The organism is Alteromonas sp. MB-3u-76, assembly GCF_002831605.1.
GTDB lineage: Bacteria > Pseudomonadota > Gammaproteobacteria > Enterobacterales > Alteromonadaceae > Alteromonas > Alteromonas hispanica.
On sequence record NZ_CP025115.1, the window covers coordinates 2,769,305 to 2,789,682 of the forward strand.

21 protein-coding genes and 1 tRNA gene are annotated in these 20,378 nt (G+C 42.5%); 16 read left to right on the top strand and 6 right to left on the bottom strand.

What is annotated here, in order from left to right; all coding sequences use genetic code 11:
• Positions 1-17: 17 nt before the first annotated feature.
• A complete protein-coding gene (locus CW735_RS12280) occupies positions 18-1,115 on the bottom strand; it encodes a cell division protein FtsZ (RefSeq protein WP_100972407.1) in 1,098 nt (365 codons plus the stop codon).
• A gap of 75 nt (positions 1,116-1,190) precedes the next feature.
• Positions 1,191-2,390, bottom strand: a complete 1,200-nt coding sequence (locus CW735_RS12285; RefSeq protein ID WP_100970741.1) for an IS4 family transposase — start codon at positions 2,388-2,390, stop codon at positions 1,191-1,193.
• A 285-nt stretch (positions 2,391-2,675) separates the two neighbouring features.
• Between CW735_RS12285 and CW735_RS12290 the strand changes: the two genes are divergently transcribed.
• The 8 genes from CW735_RS12290 (at position 2,676) to CW735_RS12330 (ending at position 8,323) form a co-directional block, all read left to right on the top strand.
• A complete protein-coding gene (locus CW735_RS12290; RefSeq protein WP_100972409.1) occupies positions 2,676-3,350 on the top strand; it encodes a nitroreductase family protein in 675 nt (224 codons plus the stop codon).
• Positions 3,351-3,473: 123 nt separating this feature from the next.
• Positions 3,474-4,157 carry a spermidine synthase gene (locus CW735_RS12295; protein ID WP_100972411.1) on the top strand — a complete coding sequence of 228 codons (684 nt, stop codon included), beginning with the start codon at positions 3,474-3,476 and terminating at the stop codon, positions 4,155-4,157.
• An 860-nt stretch (positions 4,158-5,017) separates the two neighbouring features.
• Positions 5,018-6,403 carry an integrase family protein gene (locus CW735_RS12305; protein WP_100972413.1) on the top strand — a complete coding sequence of 462 codons (1,386 nt, stop codon included), beginning with the start codon at positions 5,018-5,020 and terminating at the stop codon, positions 6,401-6,403.
• A complete protein-coding gene (locus CW735_RS12310) occupies positions 6,393-6,857 on the top strand; it encodes a hypothetical protein (protein ID WP_100972415.1) in 465 nt (154 codons plus the stop codon). Before CW735_RS12305 ends, CW735_RS12310 begins: the two co-directional genes overlap by 11 nt.
• Before the next feature lie 71 nt (positions 6,858-6,928).
• On the top strand, positions 6,929-7,192 hold the full coding sequence (locus CW735_RS12315; RefSeq protein WP_032095047.1) for a hypothetical protein: 264 nt from the start codon (positions 6,929-6,931) through the stop codon (positions 7,190-7,192).
• Positions 7,192-7,452 carry a hypothetical protein gene (locus tag CW735_RS12320; RefSeq protein ID WP_032095046.1) on the top strand — a complete coding sequence of 87 codons (261 nt, stop codon included), beginning with the start codon at positions 7,192-7,194 and terminating at the stop codon, positions 7,450-7,452. The genes CW735_RS12315 and CW735_RS12320 overlap by 1 nt, the downstream gene beginning before the upstream one ends.
• Positions 7,449-7,850, top strand: coding sequence for a hypothetical protein (locus CW735_RS12325; protein ID WP_100972417.1), 402 nt, complete (start codon positions 7,449-7,451; stop codon positions 7,848-7,850). The genes CW735_RS12320 and CW735_RS12325 overlap by 4 nt, the downstream gene beginning before the upstream one ends.
• Positions 7,851-7,918: 68 nt before the next feature.
• Positions 7,919-8,323: a hypothetical protein gene (locus CW735_RS12330; RefSeq protein WP_100972419.1), complete on the top strand. Its 405-nt coding sequence runs from the start codon at positions 7,919-7,921 to the stop codon at positions 8,321-8,323.
• A 303-nt stretch (positions 8,324-8,626) separates the two neighbouring features.
• On the opposite strand, the gene CW735_RS12335 is transcribed toward CW735_RS12330, so the two are convergent.
• The gene (locus CW735_RS12335) at positions 8,627-8,803 is read right to left on the bottom strand and encodes a DUF3950 domain-containing protein (RefSeq protein ID WP_100973257.1); all 177 of its coding nucleotides are present in this window, start codon (positions 8,801-8,803) and stop codon (positions 8,627-8,629) included.
• Between the two features lie 70 nt (positions 8,804-8,873).
• On the opposite strand from CW735_RS12335, the gene CW735_RS12340 reads away from it, so the two are divergent.
• The 6 genes from CW735_RS12340 to CW735_RS12365 all read left to right on the top strand — a co-directional run bounded on the left by CW735_RS12340 (position 8,874) and on the right by CW735_RS12365 (position 15,216).
• On the top strand, positions 8,874-9,128 hold the full coding sequence (locus CW735_RS12340) for a hypothetical protein (RefSeq protein WP_100972421.1): 255 nt from the start codon (positions 8,874-8,876) through the stop codon (positions 9,126-9,128).
• Positions 9,129-9,930: 802 nt separating this feature from the next.
• Entirely contained in the window at positions 9,931-11,094 is a 1,164-nt protein-coding gene (locus tag CW735_RS12345) for a phage major capsid protein (protein ID WP_100972423.1), read from the top strand.
• Between the two features lie 40 nt (positions 11,095-11,134).
• The gene (locus CW735_RS12350; RefSeq protein ID WP_032095040.1) at positions 11,135-11,695 is read left to right on the top strand and encodes an HK97 family phage prohead protease; all 561 of its coding nucleotides are present in this window, start codon (positions 11,135-11,137) and stop codon (positions 11,693-11,695) included.
• Positions 11,689-12,888, top strand: a complete 1,200-nt coding sequence (locus tag CW735_RS12355) for a phage portal protein (protein WP_100972425.1) — start codon at positions 11,689-11,691, stop codon at positions 12,886-12,888. Before CW735_RS12350 ends, CW735_RS12355 begins: the two co-directional genes overlap by 7 nt.
• A 114-nt stretch (positions 12,889-13,002) precedes the next feature.
• A complete protein-coding gene (locus CW735_RS12360; protein WP_100972427.1) occupies positions 13,003-13,386 on the top strand; it encodes a hypothetical protein in 384 nt (127 codons plus the stop codon).
• A 153-nt stretch (positions 13,387-13,539) separates the two neighbouring features.
• Positions 13,540-15,216 (top strand): hypothetical protein, encoded by a 1,677-nt coding sequence (locus CW735_RS12365; RefSeq protein WP_157812686.1) that lies wholly within the window; start codon positions 13,540-13,542, stop codon positions 15,214-15,216.
• A 91-nt stretch (positions 15,217-15,307) separates the two neighbouring features.
• Here the strand turns inward: CW735_RS12365 and CW735_RS12370 are convergent.
• From CW735_RS12370 to CW735_RS12380, 3 genes are all read right to left on the bottom strand, one after another.
• Positions 15,308-15,384 (bottom strand) — tRNA-Val (locus tag CW735_RS12370).
• A gap of 179 nt (positions 15,385-15,563) precedes the next feature.
• Positions 15,564-16,643: a patatin-like phospholipase family protein gene (locus CW735_RS12375; RefSeq protein ID WP_100972431.1), complete on the bottom strand. Its 1,080-nt coding sequence runs from the start codon at positions 16,641-16,643 to the stop codon at positions 15,564-15,566.
• 162 nt (positions 16,644-16,805) lie between these two features.
• Positions 16,806-17,219 (bottom strand): MarR family winged helix-turn-helix transcriptional regulator, encoded by a 414-nt coding sequence (locus tag CW735_RS12380; RefSeq protein WP_100972433.1) that lies wholly within the window; start codon positions 17,217-17,219, stop codon positions 16,806-16,808.
• A gap of 479 nt (positions 17,220-17,698) precedes the next feature.
• Between CW735_RS12380 and hmgA the strand changes: the two genes are divergently transcribed.
• Complete coding sequence (gene hmgA, locus CW735_RS12385) at positions 17,699-18,997, top strand: homogentisate 1,2-dioxygenase (protein WP_100972435.1); 1,299 nt, start codon at positions 17,699-17,701, stop codon at positions 18,995-18,997.
• 288 nt (positions 18,998-19,285) lie between these two features.
• On the top strand, positions 19,286-20,362 hold the full coding sequence (gene hppD / locus CW735_RS12390) for a 4-hydroxyphenylpyruvate dioxygenase (protein WP_071979265.1): 1,077 nt from the start codon (positions 19,286-19,288) through the stop codon (positions 20,360-20,362).
• The last annotated feature ends 16 nt before the right edge of the window (positions 20,363-20,378 follow it).

Sequence of the window (20,378 nt, forward strand, 5' to 3'; positions counted from 1 at the left end):
GTGATTACAGATAAAAATTAGCCCTGCTCTCTCCCCTGTAGGCGCACAAACGTAGGTATATCGAGATACGCCTTTTCTAATCCACCGCCAGACGCTTTGAGCAGTTTTGTCATAGGTACCACATTTTCTTTTTGCGTAGTACCCAGCCTTTTAGTCTGCTCTTTTCTGGGAATTCCCGTAGCAATGATCAACACCTCACCAAAATAAGGTAAATCTGATGCTACCGTTACCCCAGAAATGATTAACGTGCGAGTATCGTCTATAAGTACCTGAAGCGTAGCCAGCATTTCTTCGTACGCCACTAAGCTTGGCTCTTCTTTACAGGTAAGCTGAACAATAACACCCTGAGCCCCCACTATGTTTTGCTCATTAACAAGGGGGTTATTTAAAGCATGAGTTACTGCACTGCATAGAGAGCTATTTTCCTCTGCTATACCTACCCCTAATGCGGTATCGCCATCTAACGAGAGAATGTGACTAAAGTCGTTTATGTCAACGTTGATATAGCCAGTATTGGTAAGCATGGTAATTATAGCTTCAACAATTCGGTGCATTTGTGTATCGCAATGACGAAATGCCGAGAGTAATCCAACGGTTTCATTTAGCGCGGAAACTAGCGAATCATTTGAAAGCACTAACGTGGCGTTTGCCGTTGCTTTTATCTCCTCTAGTGCATTGAACGCAATCTCTTGACGTTTACTTCCTTCCGATTTGAACGGCAAGGTGACAAAACACATCACGTCGATGTGATTTTTCTTGGCGATGTCTAACAGTACAGGTGTTGCTCCGCTGCCTGTACCACCGCCCAGCCCTGCAATTATGATGATAATGGTATCGTTTTCTATAAGGGTTCTTAACGCTTCTTCACTTTGTTGAGCTGCGTTGTAGGCCACCTCGGGATCGGCACCAGCGCCATACCCTTTTGTGGTTGACTCGCCGATAAGAAGCACTTCATGATTTTTACATTGGTGTAGCGCAGATATGTCGGTATTGATAGAGCTAAATCGAATATTAGTATGGCTACATAAATCCACCATATTGGTAACGGCGTTCCCTCCACAACCACCAACCCCAATGACGTGAATGTTTAATTCTCTAGACTCTACGTTGTGCATGCTCAGTCCCTTACTCTAGTTATTGGTGATGTTATTGGTATAAATAGCGTTTAAGTCTGAGGGATCCCCACGAATTTAGCATGTAATCTTGCTCATGCAAGCTTCAGCGGTGAGTTCATCAAGCCAGCGGATCGTCTTTTTCCACTGATGCAGGGTAAATCGCATTGAGGTGTTAAAAGCTCTCAAGCCAAGAAAGTGAAAGGATAGTACGGATTTTGTTTCGGTATTTGCCTGAAAGCGTCGATGCTTGTTACTGACAACTAATAGCATGCCCAACAGTACAGCCACTAACGAAGCCAGTGTGGTAAGCAAGACCAGAACAGTAATGCGTGTCTTGGTTGTGCTGCGATTATTTTCATACCCCAGACCAAAGCGCGTGCTTTTCATATCCCGAAAGCCTTCTTCTATTTGCATGCGCTGGCGATAAATATCGATGACTTGTTTAGATAAGTGACGATGGTAGGGCAATGACGTCGCCAGTAGCCACGGATCTCTTGCGCCATCAGCATATTTCAATGAATTGGTATCCCGTTGGCGCGAGCCATTGGCATTAAACGCTCGTCGACCTTTCGCTTTCTCTTTAACCAACACCAAGGTACAGGCAAAAGGTCGTGACTTGACGATAAGCGCGTTATCAAATCGCTTGGGCCGTGTTGTAGCCTTTAGATAAAGCTCAGCGATAGATTGCCATTCATTACCGCCATCCAGCGAATATAAATGTGGCTTTCGCACACGTCCGACAATATGCCATCTCAATGCCTGCACTTCACGAAACCACGGCGATTTGTAGCCCGCATCAGTGACAATAATGGGCTGGCAGGTATCCGGTAAGAGCGTGTGCAATATCTCTAAAAAGTCTCTATGTGTAGTCGCTTTTGCACTGGCTTTTCTATCATGCACTTCCTGATAAAGGGTAATAGGCCGCCCTTTAACGACAATTGCGGCGCGAAGTAAAAAGTGCTTTTTGCACTTATCCAAATCTGACCAGTCAACGGCAATGACAGGATGTTTACAGGTACAAAATAACCGGCAAATCATTGCATAGATAAACGGTACTTCACGCTGGAGGTGACCATTAGATAACAGCCGGTCAGCCCGCTTAATACGGTGTTTCTCATAGGCATTGGAACGGATACCGCGCCCCATACTGGTCACAGTGGCCGAACCGCTCTCAATCAAGCTTCGCACACAGGCGACAACGGCCTGTTTGCGGGTTTTATGCATTTTATGGCTGACAAAAGAGACAAGATTGTTCAATATAGAGCGTGCATTCATGGTGTTTTCTGTGTTGGTTTTTTTTGGCGAAAGATCTGATCACCAAATGCCATGAATGTTCCCTAACTCTTTGACTTTATTTTACTATTCGTGGGGATAGCTCAGCGTTTAAGTACCTATAGAGCATGCACCATTTATGCGTCAGAAATTGACGTATATCGACGCAGAGTCTTCTCTTTTGCTAAAGACGCCTTATCCATTTACCCTATGGATAACAATGAGAACCAGCAATTTAGCCAAAATTTTAATAACAACAGCTAACAACGGATACTATCGGATTATTTTATGCAACCTCATGACCAGTTACCTCTACACGATTTTATAGAATATTCAGAACAAACCATGGTGTTGCGAAGCGCTGACTTCTTAAAAACAATGCAGCGAAGACACAGTATTCGCCAATTTAGCGATCGCCCTGTAGATCAGGCCATTATCGAGAACTGCTTATTAACAGCAGGCACTGCCCCAAGCGGTGCTAATCATCAGCCCTGGCATTTCGCTGCAATTAACTCGTCATCAGTGAAGCAAAAAATACGTGAACATGCCGAAGCTCATGAGCGCGGATTTTATGAGGGGCGCGCTGGTCAGCAATGGTTAGATGACTTAAAGCCATTAGGCACAAACGCCGATAAGCCTTACTTAGAAATAGCGCCTTGGCTAATTGCTGTATTTAGTCAAAAGTTCTCAGAGACTGACGGTGGAGAAAAACAGCAGAATTACTACGTTCACGAGTCTGTCGGCATCGCAGTTGGCATGCTAATAACTGCTTTGCACAATGCCGGGCTAGCCACGCTCACTCATACACCGAAGCCAATGAATTTTTTAACCAATGTGTGTAGTAGGCCTGATAACGAACGAGCATACATGCTGATTATTGCTGGGTACCCTGCAAAGAATGCGACGGTTCCAGTTCACGCCACAAAGAAGAAATCGCTTAGTGAGATAGCGAGCTTTTTGTAATCGCAGAAGGTGATTTTGAATGCCAGTGCGTTAATTTGGATCTGACCCTGTTTATTTCTGTGCTACTCTGCGCGCCGACAATTAATTTACGCAAAAAATGCGTTTTAAAGGAAAAGTCTTCACATGGTTCCATGGGTTAAATTGGGTACAGCAAAAATTCCAAACAATGGTGGTGAACTAACCTTTTCTCAGCGAGATCAGGAATTTAGTATTAGGCTTTCTGGAATTCGTGGTGAATTAATGAATAGCCGTGTATTCAATTCAGAAAAAGAGCTGTCGCAAATGGGCTGCGCGCATCTTAAATCAACACCAAACGCCCACGTTCTCGTTGGTGGTTTGGGGATGGGCTACACGCTAAGAGCAGCGCTAAATGAAGTTACTGCAACCTCACAGGTTACTGTCGCCGAGCTAATTCCTGAGGTTGTTGAATGGAACAAAGGCCCCTTAGGTAACTGTGCTAAAAACCCACTTCAAGATCCTAGAACCAACGTTGTAGTAGGTGACGTTAAACACCTTTTGAATACAAGCGAGCCAACCTACGACGCTATATTACTCGATGTAGACAATGGCCCAGAAGGCTTAACACATTCCGATAACAACTGGATCTATTCGCCAGAGGGTTTAGAAGACATCTATGAGGTGCTTAAACCTAATGGCATGCTTGCTATATGGTCAGCTGGGCCTGATTATTTATTTTCCGTTCGCTTAAAAAATGCGGGTTTCAAAGTGTCTACGCGTATTGCCAGAGCTCGCAAAGGAAAAGGACGTAAGCACACTATTTTCTTGGCTAAAAAAGCCAGTAGTTGAATAAGATTAGACTTGTTACTGATTGCCCCACCTTGAATCCATTAGAACTAAGTTTTCACAAAATCCGCACCTACACTATGATATTTCGTAACCTGCATTGATTGCCTTTCATCTAAACAATTTCACTAATATCTTTAATGTGCTAACTTTTTCAATGATGTGAAAAAACTCTAAAAAAATGCAGGATGAGTAGTGTGCGACGTTATTCAGTGTTCACTGCTCGGCAAATGGATACGGCATACCTACAAGCAGTACATTATTTCGCGATACCGCTCTCCTAAAACCTCATTAAAAAACTGCATTACATAATTTAATGCGTGGTTGTGCGAAGCAGAAATGTGAAATGTTCTTGAGTGATTTTGTTAAATACAAAATGCCATAAGAGAAAAACGCTATGGTTTTTAACGGCAAATAACAAGGAGTGAAATCTAGATTTGGTCACGAATTGTGACCACTCGTGACCATTCTGACAATATTCATCTATTTTCAAAGGAAAAAAACGAAAAGAAACAGAAATTCTGAAAAAACTGCTTAAAACCGATTAATTCAATGCTGACAATGACTTAGGAACTTTGAATATTTTTAAAATGGGGTTGGAAAAAGTTTTTGAAAGAGAAATAGATGGTGCGTCTACCCTGATTCGAACAGGGGACCTCTACCATGTCAAGCACTTTTACCATCTCACCACCAAGAACCACAAAGAACAACCAAAAACAAACAAATCAATTATATTCATACACTTAATTAAAAATACAAGTTAACTAGAGACCTCTACCCATTCCTGATTGTTCTTGATTGTTCCCCTTTTTTCTTCCATAATGTTCCCACTTTGTTCCCACTTTTTAATTTAAGGGAAAGTTATGGCAAATTTCAGCCCTACTTCGATCACCAAAACCGCTGCAGCTAATTTTATTAAAACAGCAAAGCATGAAGCTGAATTACCGTGTGAAAAGATCATCGGCTTTCACCTTAGAAAGACACAAAGGGGTGGAACCTGGCGATTGCGTTACACCGACTTTGCTGGCAAACGCAGAAAAACCAGCTTAGTTAAATTTGTTGATGGTTCAAAAGATAGAATTGATGCAGCGGAGCAAGCAATTGAATATCGTAGTAGCTTAAACAAAGGAACAGACCCGGTAAAAGAGGTAGAAGCTAAAAAGGAAGAGTATAGGCTCAATGAGCTCACGCGAAGCAAAAGAACCATAGGCGCATATTTAGACGGCCCCTATAAGTTGCATCAGTCGCGCAAGTCAAACAATGGTAAGCATACGCTCGACATGATTCGTAGGGCTTTTGCTGAATGCCTTGATCATCCAATGGATGAATTAAACAAGAGTCTCATACATCAATGGCAAATTGAATATACCAATTCAAGAGTTGATAAAAAGACTAAAGAAATTAAACCTCGTTCACATGACACCGTGAGCCGCTCATACGCAGCTTTAAAAACAATGGTAAGGCATGCGTATCGAAATGAGGTTATAAGCTCTTTTCCATTAGCTGAGGTTTCGCTATTGGATATGACTGATACCGAAAAAGAAAAACTTCACAACAAAGCAGACAATAAGAGAAGATTGCTTTCTGATTTAGAAATTGATCAACTTAATGATGGATTGGAGAAGTATAGAGAGCAGATAATACAAGGCCGTGAAAATAGTCGGCAACATGGTAAATCACACCTACCCTCTTTTAACGATGTTGCTTTTCCAAATTGGTTTTTTCCTTTTTTTAAGTTAGCCGCTTATACAGGTATGCGCCCAGGTGATCTCTATAACCTTCATTGGCATCAGCTTAACCTTAATTTTAAGCGCTTGGTGAAAGTACCAAACAAAACACGACACCATAAATCACCGGCTAAACTCGATATACCATTGAGTGAATCAATAACGCATGTAATGCGACAATGGAAAGAGCAGAACGGAAACCCTTCAGAAGAAAATCTTGTCTTTCCCTCCCCTGTTACTGGCAAGGAGTTATCCAGAGACGCGCACGAAAAGCCATGGAATAATATTTTGATGCTTGGAGGTGTAGAGGCCAAGCTGGACTTTTATTCTTTAAGACATCATTACATAAGTAAACTTGTGGCCAAAGGAGTTCCACTCTTTACAGTGGCGAAGTTATCAGGCCACAAGTCAACAAAGATGATAGAAGAACATTACGGGCATCTTTCCCCCCATCACGCCGCCGAGGCGCTTGAAGCTATATCATCCGACTTTAATAGTGGAGTGGTTTCTAATGGAAATTAAAAAAAATAACGACAGCACGGACGTACTGAAAAAAGAGTTACGGAAATCTGCTGGCGGCTTTGCTGTTTTTGCTGACTTTTGCTCTGAATATGAAGCAGGCAAAATTAATGAATTAACCGTCGATAACTTATACGAAATACTCAAACCCATGCTTGAAGATGAATTGTGCAACGGTGAAAAAACCCAGGCTAAGGAAATTAGAAACCTTTCTGCGAAGTACCTTAAAGCAAATCGCACCCCACACAAGCAGCCAAACCCTGCAGAAGAATATAGAAAAGGCATGAGTATCGCGATTACTTTTAATGAACTGCGCAGATCTGGCACTTCATATGAAGAGGCATTAAGACTTGCAGGAGAAAAAGAAGCAGTTGGAGAAAAACGAGCAGAGCAATACAAAAAATTATATGAAGAGAAAGCTAAGAAACATGTTAATGAAGTAAAAAAAAGGTCGTGATCCTTTGTTAGGTAAAAACAATTAGCGAAAAGCAACAATATGGAACTGTCAGTAACAACTAAGGAAACAAAATGACAGTTCAGGCACAAATGAAGACCGCAACTTCCGAAAGTTTAGAAAACTACAAACCAAATATGCTCTTGCTCAAAGATACTCAGTTAAATGAGTTAACGGGCATACCTGCAAGTTCATGGCGCAAATCACGAATGACAGGTTATATCCTAGGAGTACCCGCACCACACCACATAAAATTCGGTAAATCTGTACGTTACCGGCTCGCAGACATTCAAGACTGGCTTGAAGGCTTAGATCAGAATGGCAAGGAGGGCATGTAATGGAAACAATAAAGGAGTTGGTAAACAAACAGCTTGAAGAGCTACACGCTCGATATTCCCACCTAAGCGATAAAAAGAAAGTGAAGTTCTACAGGTCGATGCTGTTGTCGTTCGGTAAGGAGCGCAAAGAGAACCTGGATAAGTTAGGCGAAGCAGAAGAAATGCTTAGGCACTTTCTTGAAGTCGAAACTGGACTAAGTATGACCATCGACGGCCTAAATGAAAAAGTAGAAGAACTTGAAGCAAAGGTGAAGAAATGAAAAAGAATGAAGCCACCCCGAAGGGCGACAACATCAAGAACGGCAATTCTTATGTTACAGAAATCGGCCCACGTATCAAGAGCGAATATACACTTGAGATGCTTTTAAAGGTAGGTCCAAACGGTATTACCCAGCCGGAGGCCTATTCCGTCTACCGTGAATCGTGCTTGCATTCAACTATTTCAGCGCTACAGAATCAGCACAATATCAAAATAATGAGACGGTCTGATAAACAATCAATAGTACACAAGCGCCAGAAGCCTTTTTCTCGTTATTGGCTACCCGATATTGTTCAAGCTAACAGAGCGTTAACGTTGCTGAATTTTTATCGAAAGCAGAGGAACGCCCCATCTCTAAAGCTTAGCGCTATATATCAACCCACTAGTAAACCAGTGTAGCCCTTGTGGTTACCCTTTTTCGGGTAACTTCTTACCCATAACAGGGTAAGAAGTACCGAGGGGATATTATGGCAAAGAGCAAACCAAGACCTTTTGCTGGTATACCTAACAGAGTTATCGAGCATCCTGATTTTCATGCTTTAAGTGCTAACTCAGTGCGCTTATTACTCTGGTTCGCTTACCAATACAAAGGTAACAATAATGGCAAGTTATGCGCCGTTCACTCGCAGCTACATGATAAAGGGTTTAGGTCGAAGTCTACGCTTAGTGCTGCTTTAAAGGAGCTGCTTACTAAAGGGTTTATTGAGCTCAGTAAAGGCTCAGGCTTGTGTAAGAACGGACGGACGCCGAACTACTACGCATTAACCTATGAAAGCGTGGACGACATTAGAGGCTTTGACATGGATATAAAGCCAACTAATAAGGCCCTAAGAACTTTCATTGATGATGTAGATAAAAGGCGCAGTGCTTAAAAAAGCCAGGTATCAAAATGTGTACAGCAAACATGATTAGCGGTACACATTCCGTACACTGGCTCAATTTAGCGGTACACATTCCGTACACTGGCTCAAGTTCAGTATGTAGTTAAAACAATAACTTACGAATATTGAAAAACCTTACCCAGTGTACAGATTCTGTACTCCTTAATAGTAAGCCATACATAGAGTTATTTAACGCACTAAACAAACAATAACTAAACACAGAAATAAAGGGAAAAGGACGAGTAGAAAAATTTGGCCTCAAGTCGAATCCGACTTAAAAAAAGTCAAATCCGACTAGCTGGTGGATTTAGGTTTTAATTTTTGCTCGCATGCATCCTTTACCCACTCAGAGAAAGCTTGATTAGTTTTGGCTCTATCGCTCTCTATTTTATCCAGGAGCGAATCTTCAAACCTAATTTGTTTTCGAGTAGAGCCGGAACGCTCAAAACTTTTTTTATTTTTATCTTGCATTGGTACGTACCACTTTGTTATGTTTAATTGGTACGTACCAATATACATTAACTTTAACCTGGAGAGAACCATGAAAGCAGAAATGGAAACAAGAGCAATACGCCTTGAAGACAAAAGAGACGCTGCAATAGACAAGTCCGAAGCGATCCTAACTTTGTTGCAGATGGGCATTGATGAACATGAATTGAATGAAGGCACGGTATTACGCGCCTTATGGGCCGCTATCGATTTGCTTCATGAAGTCAGAGAAGATGATGAAGAATTTCGAAAGGAATTAGCCGCTCGAGGCCTTAGAAGTACAATCCGCATAGTTTCTGAAAACTAAGCGCATAAATCTAACCTTGTAGTGGGGTAACGTTCTGTTACCCCTTACTATTTAATACCCGTCCGTAGCGCCTTAAATCCCGTCCGTAGCAAATTTAAAAAAACCATAAAATAATTATAATTCAGCAGCTTATAAATTTAAGAGTTTTTACCTAAGGAAAACGCGCAATACATAAAAACGATGTTCTGAGACAACCACGACCAAAAACACAACCGCATATTTTCATTTCTTTACAGTGCCTTACCGCATTATTGGCGTTTTTCCACACGGAATACCCACAGAAGCAAAACGCACCTAGTAAGGAGGTCGTGAAACACGACCCCCCTGTCCTGATTTCGGGACTGTTCTGTCCTGATATCGGGACTGTTCTGTCCTGATATCGGGATTATTGGCATAACCAATGGCACACAGTTATTGACGATGCCCTGATTTAGGGCTTCCTTGCAGGCCCCGTCAATACTGGGGACTAGCAAAACGCGAAACCGTTGACCAATCAACCAATCGGTTTAAAAAAGTTAACTGATTAGTTAACTCTCAATATATTATTGTTAGAATAAAAATCTATAAAAGGCGTTTTATTCAGCATTTTATGCTGTAAAGATCAATATTTGCACAATTTATTGTTGATATTGTATTTATATACAGTATTATTGAGTTGCTCAATGCTTAAGCAGCGGGCAACTACCAAGCGGGGCGGTTTGGTTTCAAGTCTTTTGCCTTATTAAAGTTTAGATACCGCGCTCACTATCGCCCCGCTTACTCTAATAGTTGCCTGAAGTTAAAAACTAAAACAGGTAACAATATGAAATTATTATTAGAGTTAAGATCGAAAAAGGCAGACCTTCATGCCCAAATGAAGAACATGGTTGAAACTGCCGAAAGTGAAAAGCGCAGTTTATCCAAAGACGAAGACGCAAAATTCAAAGCGCTTCAAGAATCAATTGAAGAAACGAACGCAAGCATTCAGCGAGCGGAAGTTCTTGCAGACAATGAACGCAGTTTAATTACTGGCCCCGAGTCAACTCCAGAAGATAAAGCCCCTAGCAACGCAGAACTTAGAACGTTTATCAAAACTGGTGATGTTCGCTCACTGACAAGCGCCGTTGATGCAGATGGCGGTTTCGCGGTAGTTCCGACACTCGATAGAGCTATTTACAAACTACTCCGAGACAACTCAGTTTTTCGGTCTAACGCCACTGTTAAAACCACCTCAAGCAAATCACATGAATTGCTAGTAAGTACCGGCGGTACTACAGCTTCATGGGCCGCTGAAGGTGATACACGAGGCGAGACAAGCACAAGCAATTTAGAAAGCATAGAAATCAGACTGAATAGCCTCTTCGCCTACCCAAGCACGACACAAGAGTTGCTCGATTGGTCAGACTTTGACATTGCCGGCTGGTTAACCTCAGAAGTAGCAGAGCAAACGGGAGTGGTAGAAGAAGCATCATTTTGGAATGGAGATGGCGTTAAAAAGCCAAACGGCTTGTTAACTTATCCCACTGCAGCAACTGACGACTCAACAAGAGCATTCGGTACTATCCAAGCAATTGAAACCGCAGCCGCTAACACACTTACCGGTGATGACCTGATTACCTTTGTTCACAAGTTACGCCAGGGCTACAGAGCCGGCGCTAAGTTCTATATGAATGATGCAATGTTAGAGCGAGTTCGCAAACTCAAAGACTCTGATAATAATTACCTTTGGAGACCAGGCATCGCAGAAGGCTCACCTAGTACGCTTTTAGGTAAAGCGGTTGAGATAGCAGAAGCTATTCCAGACGACCAAATTGTATATGGTGACTTAGCTAAGGCTTACACGGTTTTAGACCATACAAGCGGCATCCAAATGATTCGAGACAATCTTACCTCAAAAGGTTTTGTGAAGATGTTCACGACTCGTTATGTAGGCGGCGGCCTAGTTGATTCAAATGCTATTAAATCACTAACAATCGCAGCAGCTTAATTCATAGAGGGGCCGAGGCCCCTTTTTTCGAGGTTATTCAATGAAACTAGAAGTAAGAGCGGCGGCTGGTTTAAGCCTTCAAGGTAAGAAGATCATCGGGCGCCCAGTTGTTTACAACTCACGCTCAGAAAATTTAGGCGGATTCGTGGAAATTATTTCGCCTGGTGCGTTTGGTGATTCAATCAATGGTGATATACGCGCATTAGTTGAACACGACTCCAAAATGCTCATTGGTCGAACTGAGTCTAATACGATGCGCATCAAGGAAGATCGGGAGGGTTTATTAGTGGAGATAGACCCGCCCAATACAAGAGCAGATCTTTTGGAGAGCATTGAACGCCGTGATATTACTGGAATGAGTTTCGGTTTTACCGTTAATGACCAGGGTGCAGAATGGAACTTTGACGAAGACCCCGCACTTAGAACGGTAACAAGCGCCGTGCTTCACGAGATAACCATTACTAGCATGCCAGCTTACAGGGCAACTAATGTTCAAGTCGCAATGAGACACTTGGAAAATTACAAGAACTCAAGCGCACTTAATTCGCTAGGTTATGAGCTCGACTTGGCTAAGTACAAAACAGAGGTACTAGGATGCTAAACCCGTTGAAGTTCTTCAAGCGGTCAGCCTCGATAACATCGACAGACCAACTTTTAAATCTTCTGTCTACCACCCATGAAACCGCTTCCGGCTCAGTGGTGAGTACCGACACGGCCCAGAACCTACCCGCTGTTTATTGCGCGGTAAATACTATTAGTGAAGCTATCGCCTCGATGCCTGTTCATGTTTACAAAAAAAATGAAAGTGGCGACAAAGAAAGACAGCGTAATAGTGTAATAGAGCGTTTACTTAACATTTCGCCAAACGGCTACCAAACTGCTTTCGACTTCAAAGTTGCATTGATGCGCAGCGCTCTACTCACTGGTAACGCTTACGCTGAAATTATTTATGATAATGCGGGTAGAGTTCAAAGAATCATACCGCTTCACCCTAACGAGGTAACAGTCAAAGAGTTACCTAATTATCGTTTGGGTTATCACGTTACCAGAAAGGGTAAGTATCGATCGCTGCAGCAAGAAGAAGTACTTCATATTCGTGTCAACTCAGATGACGGAATAATAGGCAAAAGCCCTATTACTGTTTGTAGAGAATCATTAGGCGCCGAAATGGCCACTCAAGAACACGGCTCAAGCCTTTTTAAAAATAAATGCGCTCCTTCAGGCGTATTTACCTGGCCCAATAAAATGAGCGCCGAGACGATGAGGACTACCTTAGACTACATTACCAAGAACTACACTGGCAACAAGAACTCAGGCAAGCCCCTGATCATGACTGAGGGCGGAGAGTTCACCAACTTAACCATGAGTAACCATGATGCAGAGTGGTTGGAGTCTAAGAAGTTCGGCATTGCTGAGATAGCACGTATGTTTAAGATAAGCCCTATATTCTTACAGGATTACAGTAACAGTACATACAGCAACTTTGCCGAGGCCTCTAAAGCTTTTTTACAGCAAACGTTAAAGCCTTGGCTAACTAATATTGAAGCCTCTTTACTGATGAACCTGATACCAGATAGAGCACAGAGCGCCACCTCTATTCAGTTCGAGACAAAAGATATAATGAGAACAACTGCTAGGGAACGCTTTGAACTATATGACATAGCGATTAGAAATGGATTGATGAATCCTAATCAATGTAGACGAGCCGAGAACATGGAGCCAAGAGAAGGTGGTGATCAATACAGTCAAAGCTGGTTGCAACAAGCGAAAGCAGCAGAACCGACGCCGGATTAGGTATCACTTTGGGCAAGGGGTACGGGGGTATTTTCAAAACTAGGTTCGATTTACACAGTACCGCCGCCATAGTTTTTTTTACACGCCAGGCGTTCAAAATTTGGAATTAGCAATATGAATAAAGCAATTGGAGCCCTTGACAGGATCAAAGAAGGCGCAGCCAAGCAACAAACAGATCCACTCAAGAGTAAGACAGATAAGGCTTACAGCTTTCCATCATGCCCCCGTCACATTAAAGGTGCTGAAAAAAAAGTATGGAGCGAAGTTCGAAAGGAAATGGAAGTTTTTGAACTAATAACGGGCGCCGATAAGGCTATTCTCGAACAATACTGCTTTCTTATGGCGCAATTGAGAGAGCAACCAAGCGAATTTACAGCATCATTACACGCTCAACTGAGAGGACTAGCAAACGATCTATACCTCACGCCAGAGAGCCGCCGCAAAGCTAAATTAAGCATTGCTGAAGATGATGATCCTCTCAAAAAATACGGCATGTAATGCTAAGGGGCAATTATGGCGAGTAACATCGGACGCTTAACAGTCGACTTAAGACTGGCTTCACAGAAATTTGAGACCAGCCTTAAAAAAGCTACGGCTAACTTAACTACATTCAGGAATAAAGCCAATACCGCTGTAAAATCTATCGGGGGCATGCAAGCACGAATAGCTGGCCTTGTGGGTGTTGCAGGTTTTGGCGCAATGATATCAAGCAGCCTTAAAGCTGGTGATTCAATTGCTAAGTTATCAGACAGAGTTGGAATAAGTACGGAAAGCCTTTCAGCACTCCAACACATGGCTGAACTTAATGGTGAATCTATCGAGGGCCTCGATAAATCAATCGAGAAAATGTCACGCTCAATCGGTGAAGCATCCCGCGGAATAGGTACCGGTAAAAAAGCATTCGAAGAACTTGGAATTTCTATCGACCAGCTGCAAGGTCTTAATGCTGAAGAACGTTTCTTAACCATTGCTGAAGCGATAAAGGGCGTAGGAGATAAATCACTTCAAGCAAGTTATGCGTCTGATATTTTCGGTAGGTCTGGTATCAAATTGATAAACACACTTGACCAGGGCCGCGAAGGTTTCGAAGCCGCTAAAAATGAAGTTGAGTCTTTAGGCCTCGCATTGAATCGAGTTGATGCCGCAAAGATTGAAGCCGCGAACGATGCGATATTGAGAGCGCAGAAAGCAATTAAAGGCGTATCGTTACAAGCGAGTTCCCAGCTTTCACCACTGATTGAAGCCGTTGCAACTGCTTTCACGGAGTCCGCAACACAAGGGAATAATTTTGGTGAGACAGTAAAGGATGTAATAACAGGAAGCTCGAAGGTCGTTGGTGTTTTTGCCGATGGAATACATGGCATCAGCATAATCTTAAAAACTGTCGAACTTGCCGTAAAAGGGTTTGGTACGGTTTGGGCAACAGTTCTTGACACAGTCGTAAATCAAGGGCTAATACCATTTGCGAATAAAATAAACGAATATGCTTTAGGTCCAATTAAAAATGTTTTGTCATTCGCTTCAGAGTATAGCGATACCGCGAAACAAATGCTTAACGAGATTTCTAGTTTCGAGGGTATAAAAAATGTAGACGGAATAACAAACTTTGCAGATTCGATGAAAGAATCTTTAGAAAGTTCAAGAGCCGATTTACAAGATGCGATGATGAAAACGATTCCGTCAGTAGCGATGAAAGAAAGGATTGATGAAGTTTTCGAAAATGCTAACCAGAACGCATTAAAGAAAGCTGAAGAAGTAAAAGAAAGCATAGAAAAAACATTACAAATTACTCCAACCGTTGAAAAACCAGAAAATGAGCAGACACAAGAGCCCGAAGATCAAGAGGAAGACGTAAATAAGAAAAAGAGTTATTTAGATAGACTTGCTGCTCTAGAAATTGGGAATTCGAAGAAGGTAGCCAAGGCGAAATGGTTAATAAAGAATCGAGAGATGATTGCTAATAAGTTTAAAGCTATCTCTGAAGCAGTCGCATCAGCTCCATTCCCTGTAAATTTACCAGCCATAGCAATGGCAACCGCCGAGTCGATTTCAGCTTTAGCAGGATTTAAAAGCGCTGGTTCATTTGAAGGTGGTGGTTATACAGGCTTAGGCGCTAGAGTAGGCGGTATAGATGGGCGTGGCGGGATGCATGCTATCGTGCATCCTAATGAGACCATAGTAGACAATAACCGCTCAACAAGCGGACAGACAGTCAATCACTTTAATTTGAACGTTCGACCACCAACCGACTTTGAAAGACCTACTTCACGTAGACAAGTTGAAAAGGCGGCTTATATGGGGTTTAGAAGAGCATCAAGGTCAGTCTAATTTAGCGCTGACTTTTACTGTTCCCTAATCGTTCCCACTTTTATTTTAACGTTTTTTGTGAGTCTGTACTTACGCTGTAGAGCTTGTGTGGTGGTGCGTCTAGCCTGATTCGAACAGGCGACCTCTACCATGTCAAGGTAGCGCTCTAACCAACTGAGCTATAGACGCATTTTGAGTTGAGGCGTAAAAAAACAAACGGGCATTTGTCTGCTCAACGGCGCGTATAATACTGAGGCAGAATGAAAGCTGCAAGAAAAACTTAATAAAACTGAATTAAGTGCTTATTTTACAAGCAGTATAGGCTGTCAGTTAAAATACTCACAGCCCACAGCGTGCTGAAAGCACTGTTAGTAACGCAAGTTAAAAGGGAGCGGTTTTATGCTACCTACCAACCTTCCGTCGTTCACCGCTTCCATGAAGTATTCACCTAGCCTGTCGGTTTCGCTTAATACGGTTTGCCAATACTTTATACGCGTGGGTGCATCGAGCACTTCAAAATCTTTTCTATCAGGTATCTTGCCGTAAGGTAATTTGGCGACAAATGATGGCGAAGGCACCAACATAACTACATTATCGTAGCTTGAACGATGGGGAACGCGGCGCTTTAAGCCTTTATCAAACCATCCAGGAATGGGTTTGTTGTAAAAGTGAGGATACAAAACCAAGCCTTCATCGGGGCCAAACGACACATCAAAGTGATAGTCTATTATGCCGCCGTCTCTATACATTCCTGGTGGCGCGCCTTCTATTTGAGTAACCCCTTCAATCACTATCGGAATTGAGCCTGACGCCAATAATGCACTATGAATATTGCCTTGCGTTAGCGAATAAAAATGAGAGGGCATTCCGTAGGGATCGGTAATAGTTAATTGGCTATTTGGCGATGAAAACACATATCGCTCATACAACTTAGCTAAGTTTTTACGGCTTACGGTATTAGCAGCCGCACTCATGGCCAAGCCAGACAGCTGCTGAAATTTACCCTCAAAACGCGTTGCACCTAAGCATTTAGCAACAATTAAATGCGCTTTAAACCGCTCGTTTGCCAAAACCTCTTGCTTGCCCTTTTCATCAACCATGTGTTTTAACAAGTCTTCTGCTTTTGATGTTATTTCTCGAGCTGTGGGTTTGTTACTGCTGTACGTTGTTGTTGAATAAGACTCTGCAAGTCTGTTTATTGCTGCAAGCGGGTCGTTTTGCACCGCACAAATGGCACGAAAAGCCCCTGCTGATGAACCAATTACGTGAATTTGGTGCTTTACGCTGGCAAACCATTCTGGAAATAAAACTCTATCTAGCCCGGCAAGTGAAAACCACTTAGGCCCTCCGGATGCCCCCAGAAAGTAGCTAAATAACTCAGGGGTAAAACCGTTCTTTAAGATAGTTTCTCTTGCTTTATCTCCTGCATATACTTCTAATGGTGCCACGCGCTTTCCTGTTTTAAATCTAGATTGTTCTGTTAGTTTTTATTCATAAAATCGTGTGTTTTTGCACTTATGTCGTAAATTACCAGCTAACAACTTAAAAGTAATGATTTTCTCGTAGTCGAATGCGGCTATTACCTATTCTGAACTCGGCTCACGCCTCTATTATTCGTCGCTTAAACTATTCATCACTTTTAAAAATGTGTTGTACTCATCAGCAGTGATATTTTTAATTTTTTCGGCCTGCCATTGGGAAACTAACGGAGTAATTTCATTGAAGATGTTTTTTCCCTTTTCAGAAAGCGCAACATTAACGGCACGCTTATCTCGCTCGCTAGCCATCCTAGTAACCAGTCGTTTATTTTCTAATTGCTGAAGTGCCCTACTTATTTGTACTTTATCGAGGCGCGTGGCAATCGCTATATTTTTAGATAACATAGCGTTATTGTTTCCTAATGTGGCCACCACACGCCATTCGGGCATGCTCAGTCCAAATGGTCGATAAATAGAGGCTAATGACTGACTGAGATCATTAGAAAGCATGGCTACCTTGTAGGCCAACATGTCGTTAAGCTTCATTTTAAACCTCTTTTTCAACCAATTGTGTTAGTGCTATAAAAAGCTCTTCTTCGGAGCAATTAGAAATCTATCTGCTGACTATTGCCGCTTCACTTGAATCAACATGCTCTCAAATAGTGTTTATCAACCTAAGTTGTTTTAACCAACCCATTCAAAGGTGCAGTTGCCGGCAAACACTGAATAATTACTCCGGATGTAAACTAATCAGCACGTTTCTCGACTAACTCCCAACATGTTTTACTGTTCACAATTGATTTACATAACATTAAGCACTAGCCTAAACGAATTAGTTTCATTTGTAACTAGTTTAATAGCGTGGGTGTCTCACTAATATTTTTAGAAGTAACGAGATGAACAGCAGGTTTCAACTCACTATGAAAGCCCGCGATGTAAAATCACTATTTAAAATCACAGTGTAGAAATGCAGCGCAGAAGAACGGTTGATAATACCGCGACCAAAAAAGCAAATTGGGGGAGCAATGAAAAACTTAAAATACATGACGGGTTTCAATAATGAGCACGAAACCGAGGCGCTTGAAAATGCACTTCCTAAAGGCCAGTTTAGTCCCCAGAAAGTAAATTATAAGCTGTATGCAGAGCAGTTTAGCAGTACGGCATTTACGGCTCCTCGTCACGCCAACAGACGCACCTGGACTTATCGTATTAGGCCGTCTATTGCTATGGGCGACTTTGCACCTTATGCCCACGCTCTAATAAAAACCGCTCCGGATAGCGACATTCCCTGCCCTCCTAATGTTCTGAGGTGGAATCCTATTCCACTGCCAGAGAAAAGCACCGATTTTGTTGATGGCCTAGTCACTATTGGCACAAATGGCGATGCGAAAACGCAAATTGGTATGGGCATTCACTGCTACGCTGCCAATACATCTATGGGCAATAAAGTGTTTTACTCTTCCGATGGAGAAATGCTGTTTGTACCTCAAGAAGGTAAGCTTAACGTGAAAACCGAATTTGGTTTACTCTCTGTAGCGCCAGGTGAAATTATGGTTATTCCTCGTGGCGTGCGCTTTTCTATAGATGTGAGCAAAGACGAGCCAATTCGCGGCTACATTTGTGAAAATTATGGCCACCCGTTTGTTTTGCCGGAACGCGGCCCGGTAGGAGCCAACGGCTACTCGAATCAGCGCGACTTTCTTTACCCTGTGGCTTGGTTTGAAGATAACGATACAGCGCATACTGTTATCAATAAATTCTGCGGCAATTTGTACGCAGCGGAAATGGACCACTCTCCTTTTGATGTAGTGGCATGGGTAGGCAACTCTGCCCCTTATAAATACGATCTTGCTAACTTTAATGTGATGAACACTGTGAGCTTCGATCATCCCGACCCCTCTATTTTTACTGTGCTCACCTCGCCCTCTGAATTAGAAGGCACTGCAAACGTAGACTTTGTGATATTTCCTCCGCGCTGGATGGTGGCAGAAAATACATTTCGCCCTCCTTACTATCACAGAAATGTGATGAGTGAATTTATGGGGTTAATTGAAGGTACGTACGACGCAAAAGAGCACGGTTTCGTGCCAGGCGGAATGAGCCTTCATAATTGCATGACGCCTCACGGCCCTGAGGCCGAAGTGTTTGAAAAAGCATCGAACGCAGATTTAGCTCCACAGCAATATAAAGATACATTGGCATTTATGTTTGAATCCCGTTACGCAATTGCTCCAACGGCGTATGCCATGCAAAGCCCGCAAAGGCAAAAAGACTATATCAACTGCTGGAGCGGCCTGAAAAAATATTTCGATGGTAACCTTTAAACAGGTTGCGTTATTAAGTCATGGTTAATTAACGAGAGTACATAAGGCTGTATCAAATTATGGACACTCTCTACCACCATCAATTTTTAATAAAAGCGCTAAAAATTAGTATTTTAGAGCTTTTATTACCACATTAAGCCGCTGCGTATTTTGGGGTGAAAACTTATCGTTACAGCTTTGCTTTCCATAGCAAAAGCAGGTGTTGGTAGCGTCTATTGCTTGTGTTTTAACGTCGCGCTTACAATCGACTCACAATTACAAAAACATATTCACGAAGGAAAATTTCCTATGGCAGATCTATTTGAAAATCCCATTGGTTTAGACGGCTTCGAATTTTTAGAATTCACCGCACCAGAGAAAGGTATTTTAGAACCCATGTTTGAAGCGATGGGTTTTACGCTTGTGGCTCGCCATAAATCAAAAGACGTTGAATTGTGGCGTCAAGGCGACATTAACCTTTTAAGTAATTACGAGAAAGACTGTCATGCTGCCTACTATGCTGAAGAGCACGGCCCTTCTGCTTGCGGCATGGCGTTTAGAGTAAAAGACTCACAAGTGGCTTATAAAGAAGTGTTAGAGCGTGGGGCACAGCCCATGGACACTTACACCGGTCCAATGGAGCTAAAACTGCCTGCAATAAAAGGTATCGGCGGTGCCATGCTATACCTCATCGACCGTTATAAAGGCGAAAATACCATTTACGACATCGACTTTAACTGGATTGAAGGCGTAGATCGTCACCCAGTTGGATGTGGTTTCCATACTCTAGATCATCTTACGCACAACGTTTACCGTGGTCGCATGGACTTTTGGGCAAACTTTTACGAGAAGCTCTTTAACTTCAGAGAAATTCGCTATTTCGATATTAAAGGGGAATACACAGGACTGCTGTCTAAGGCGATGACAGCTCCAGACGGCAAAATCCGTATTCCGCTAAATGAAGAAGCTGTTGGCGGTGGCGGTCAAATTGAAGAATTTTTGATGAAATATAACGGCGAAGGCATTCAACATATTGCGTTTGCCTGCGATGATTTAGTCGCTTGCTTAGATAAGTTGAAAGCCAGAGGTATGAAGTTTATGACGCCTCCGCCTAATACTTACTATGAAATGCTAGAAGAGCGCCTTCCAGGTCATGGCGAAAATGTTGAAGAACTTCAAAAGCGCGGAATATTACTCGACGGCACAACAAAAGATGGCGAGCCTCGACTGCTGCTTCAAATATTTTCTGAGACGGTATTTGGCCCGGTTTTCTTTGAGTTTATTCAGCGCAAAGAAGATGATGGCTTCGGCGAAGGAAATTTCAAAGCGCTATTTGAGTCTATAGAGCGTGATCAAGTTAGCCGCGGCGCTATTAATAAAAAGTAGCGAGCAACAAGCTACT

What these genes read in the sequence shown, in the direction of transcription:
- CW735_RS12280 (WP_100972407.1), bottom strand. Translation starts at nt 1,115, where the DNA reads ATGCACAACGTAGAGTCTAGAGAATTAAACATTCACGTCATTGGGGTT.
- CW735_RS12285 (WP_100970741.1), bottom strand. Translation starts at nt 2,390, where the DNA reads ATGAATGCACGCTCTATATTGAACAATCTTGTCTCTTTTGTCAGCCAT.
- CW735_RS12290 (WP_100972409.1), top strand. Translation starts at nt 2,676, where the DNA reads ATGCAACCTCATGACCAGTTACCTCTACACGATTTTATAGAATATTCA.
- CW735_RS12295 (WP_100972411.1), top strand. Translation starts at nt 3,474, where the DNA reads ATGGTTCCATGGGTTAAATTGGGTACAGCAAAAATTCCAAACAATGGT.
- CW735_RS12305 (WP_100972413.1), top strand. Translation starts at nt 5,018, where the DNA reads ATGGCAAATTTCAGCCCTACTTCGATCACCAAAACCGCTGCAGCTAAT.
- CW735_RS12310 (WP_100972415.1), top strand. Translation starts at nt 6,393, where the DNA reads ATGGAAATTAAAAAAAATAACGACAGCACGGACGTACTGAAAAAAGAG.
- CW735_RS12315 (WP_032095047.1), top strand. Translation starts at nt 6,929, where the DNA reads ATGACAGTTCAGGCACAAATGAAGACCGCAACTTCCGAAAGTTTAGAA.
- CW735_RS12320 (WP_032095046.1), top strand. Translation starts at nt 7,192, where the DNA reads ATGGAAACAATAAAGGAGTTGGTAAACAAACAGCTTGAAGAGCTACAC.
- CW735_RS12325 (WP_100972417.1), top strand. Translation starts at nt 7,449, where the DNA reads ATGAAAAAGAATGAAGCCACCCCGAAGGGCGACAACATCAAGAACGGC.
- CW735_RS12330 (WP_100972419.1), top strand. Translation starts at nt 7,919, where the DNA reads ATGGCAAAGAGCAAACCAAGACCTTTTGCTGGTATACCTAACAGAGTT.
- CW735_RS12335 (WP_100973257.1), bottom strand. Translation starts at nt 8,803, where the DNA reads ATGCAAGATAAAAATAAAAAAAGTTTTGAGCGTTCCGGCTCTACTCGA.
- CW735_RS12340 (WP_100972421.1), top strand. Translation starts at nt 8,874, where the DNA reads ATGAAAGCAGAAATGGAAACAAGAGCAATACGCCTTGAAGACAAAAGA.
- CW735_RS12345 (WP_100972423.1), top strand. Translation starts at nt 9,931, where the DNA reads ATGAAATTATTATTAGAGTTAAGATCGAAAAAGGCAGACCTTCATGCC.
- CW735_RS12350 (WP_032095040.1), top strand. Translation starts at nt 11,135, where the DNA reads ATGAAACTAGAAGTAAGAGCGGCGGCTGGTTTAAGCCTTCAAGGTAAG.
- CW735_RS12355 (WP_100972425.1), top strand. Translation starts at nt 11,689, where the DNA reads ATGCTAAACCCGTTGAAGTTCTTCAAGCGGTCAGCCTCGATAACATCG.
- CW735_RS12360 (WP_100972427.1), top strand. Translation starts at nt 13,003, where the DNA reads ATGAATAAAGCAATTGGAGCCCTTGACAGGATCAAAGAAGGCGCAGCC.
- CW735_RS12365 (WP_157812686.1), top strand. Translation starts at nt 13,540, where the DNA reads ATGCAAGCACGAATAGCTGGCCTTGTGGGTGTTGCAGGTTTTGGCGCA.
- CW735_RS12380 (WP_100972433.1), bottom strand. Translation starts at nt 17,219, where the DNA reads ATGAAGCTTAACGACATGTTGGCCTACAAGGTAGCCATGCTTTCTAAT.
- hmgA (WP_100972435.1), top strand. Translation starts at nt 17,699, where the DNA reads ATGAAAAACTTAAAATACATGACGGGTTTCAATAATGAGCACGAAACC.
- hppD (WP_071979265.1), top strand. Translation starts at nt 19,286, where the DNA reads ATGGCAGATCTATTTGAAAATCCCATTGGTTTAGACGGCTTCGAATTT.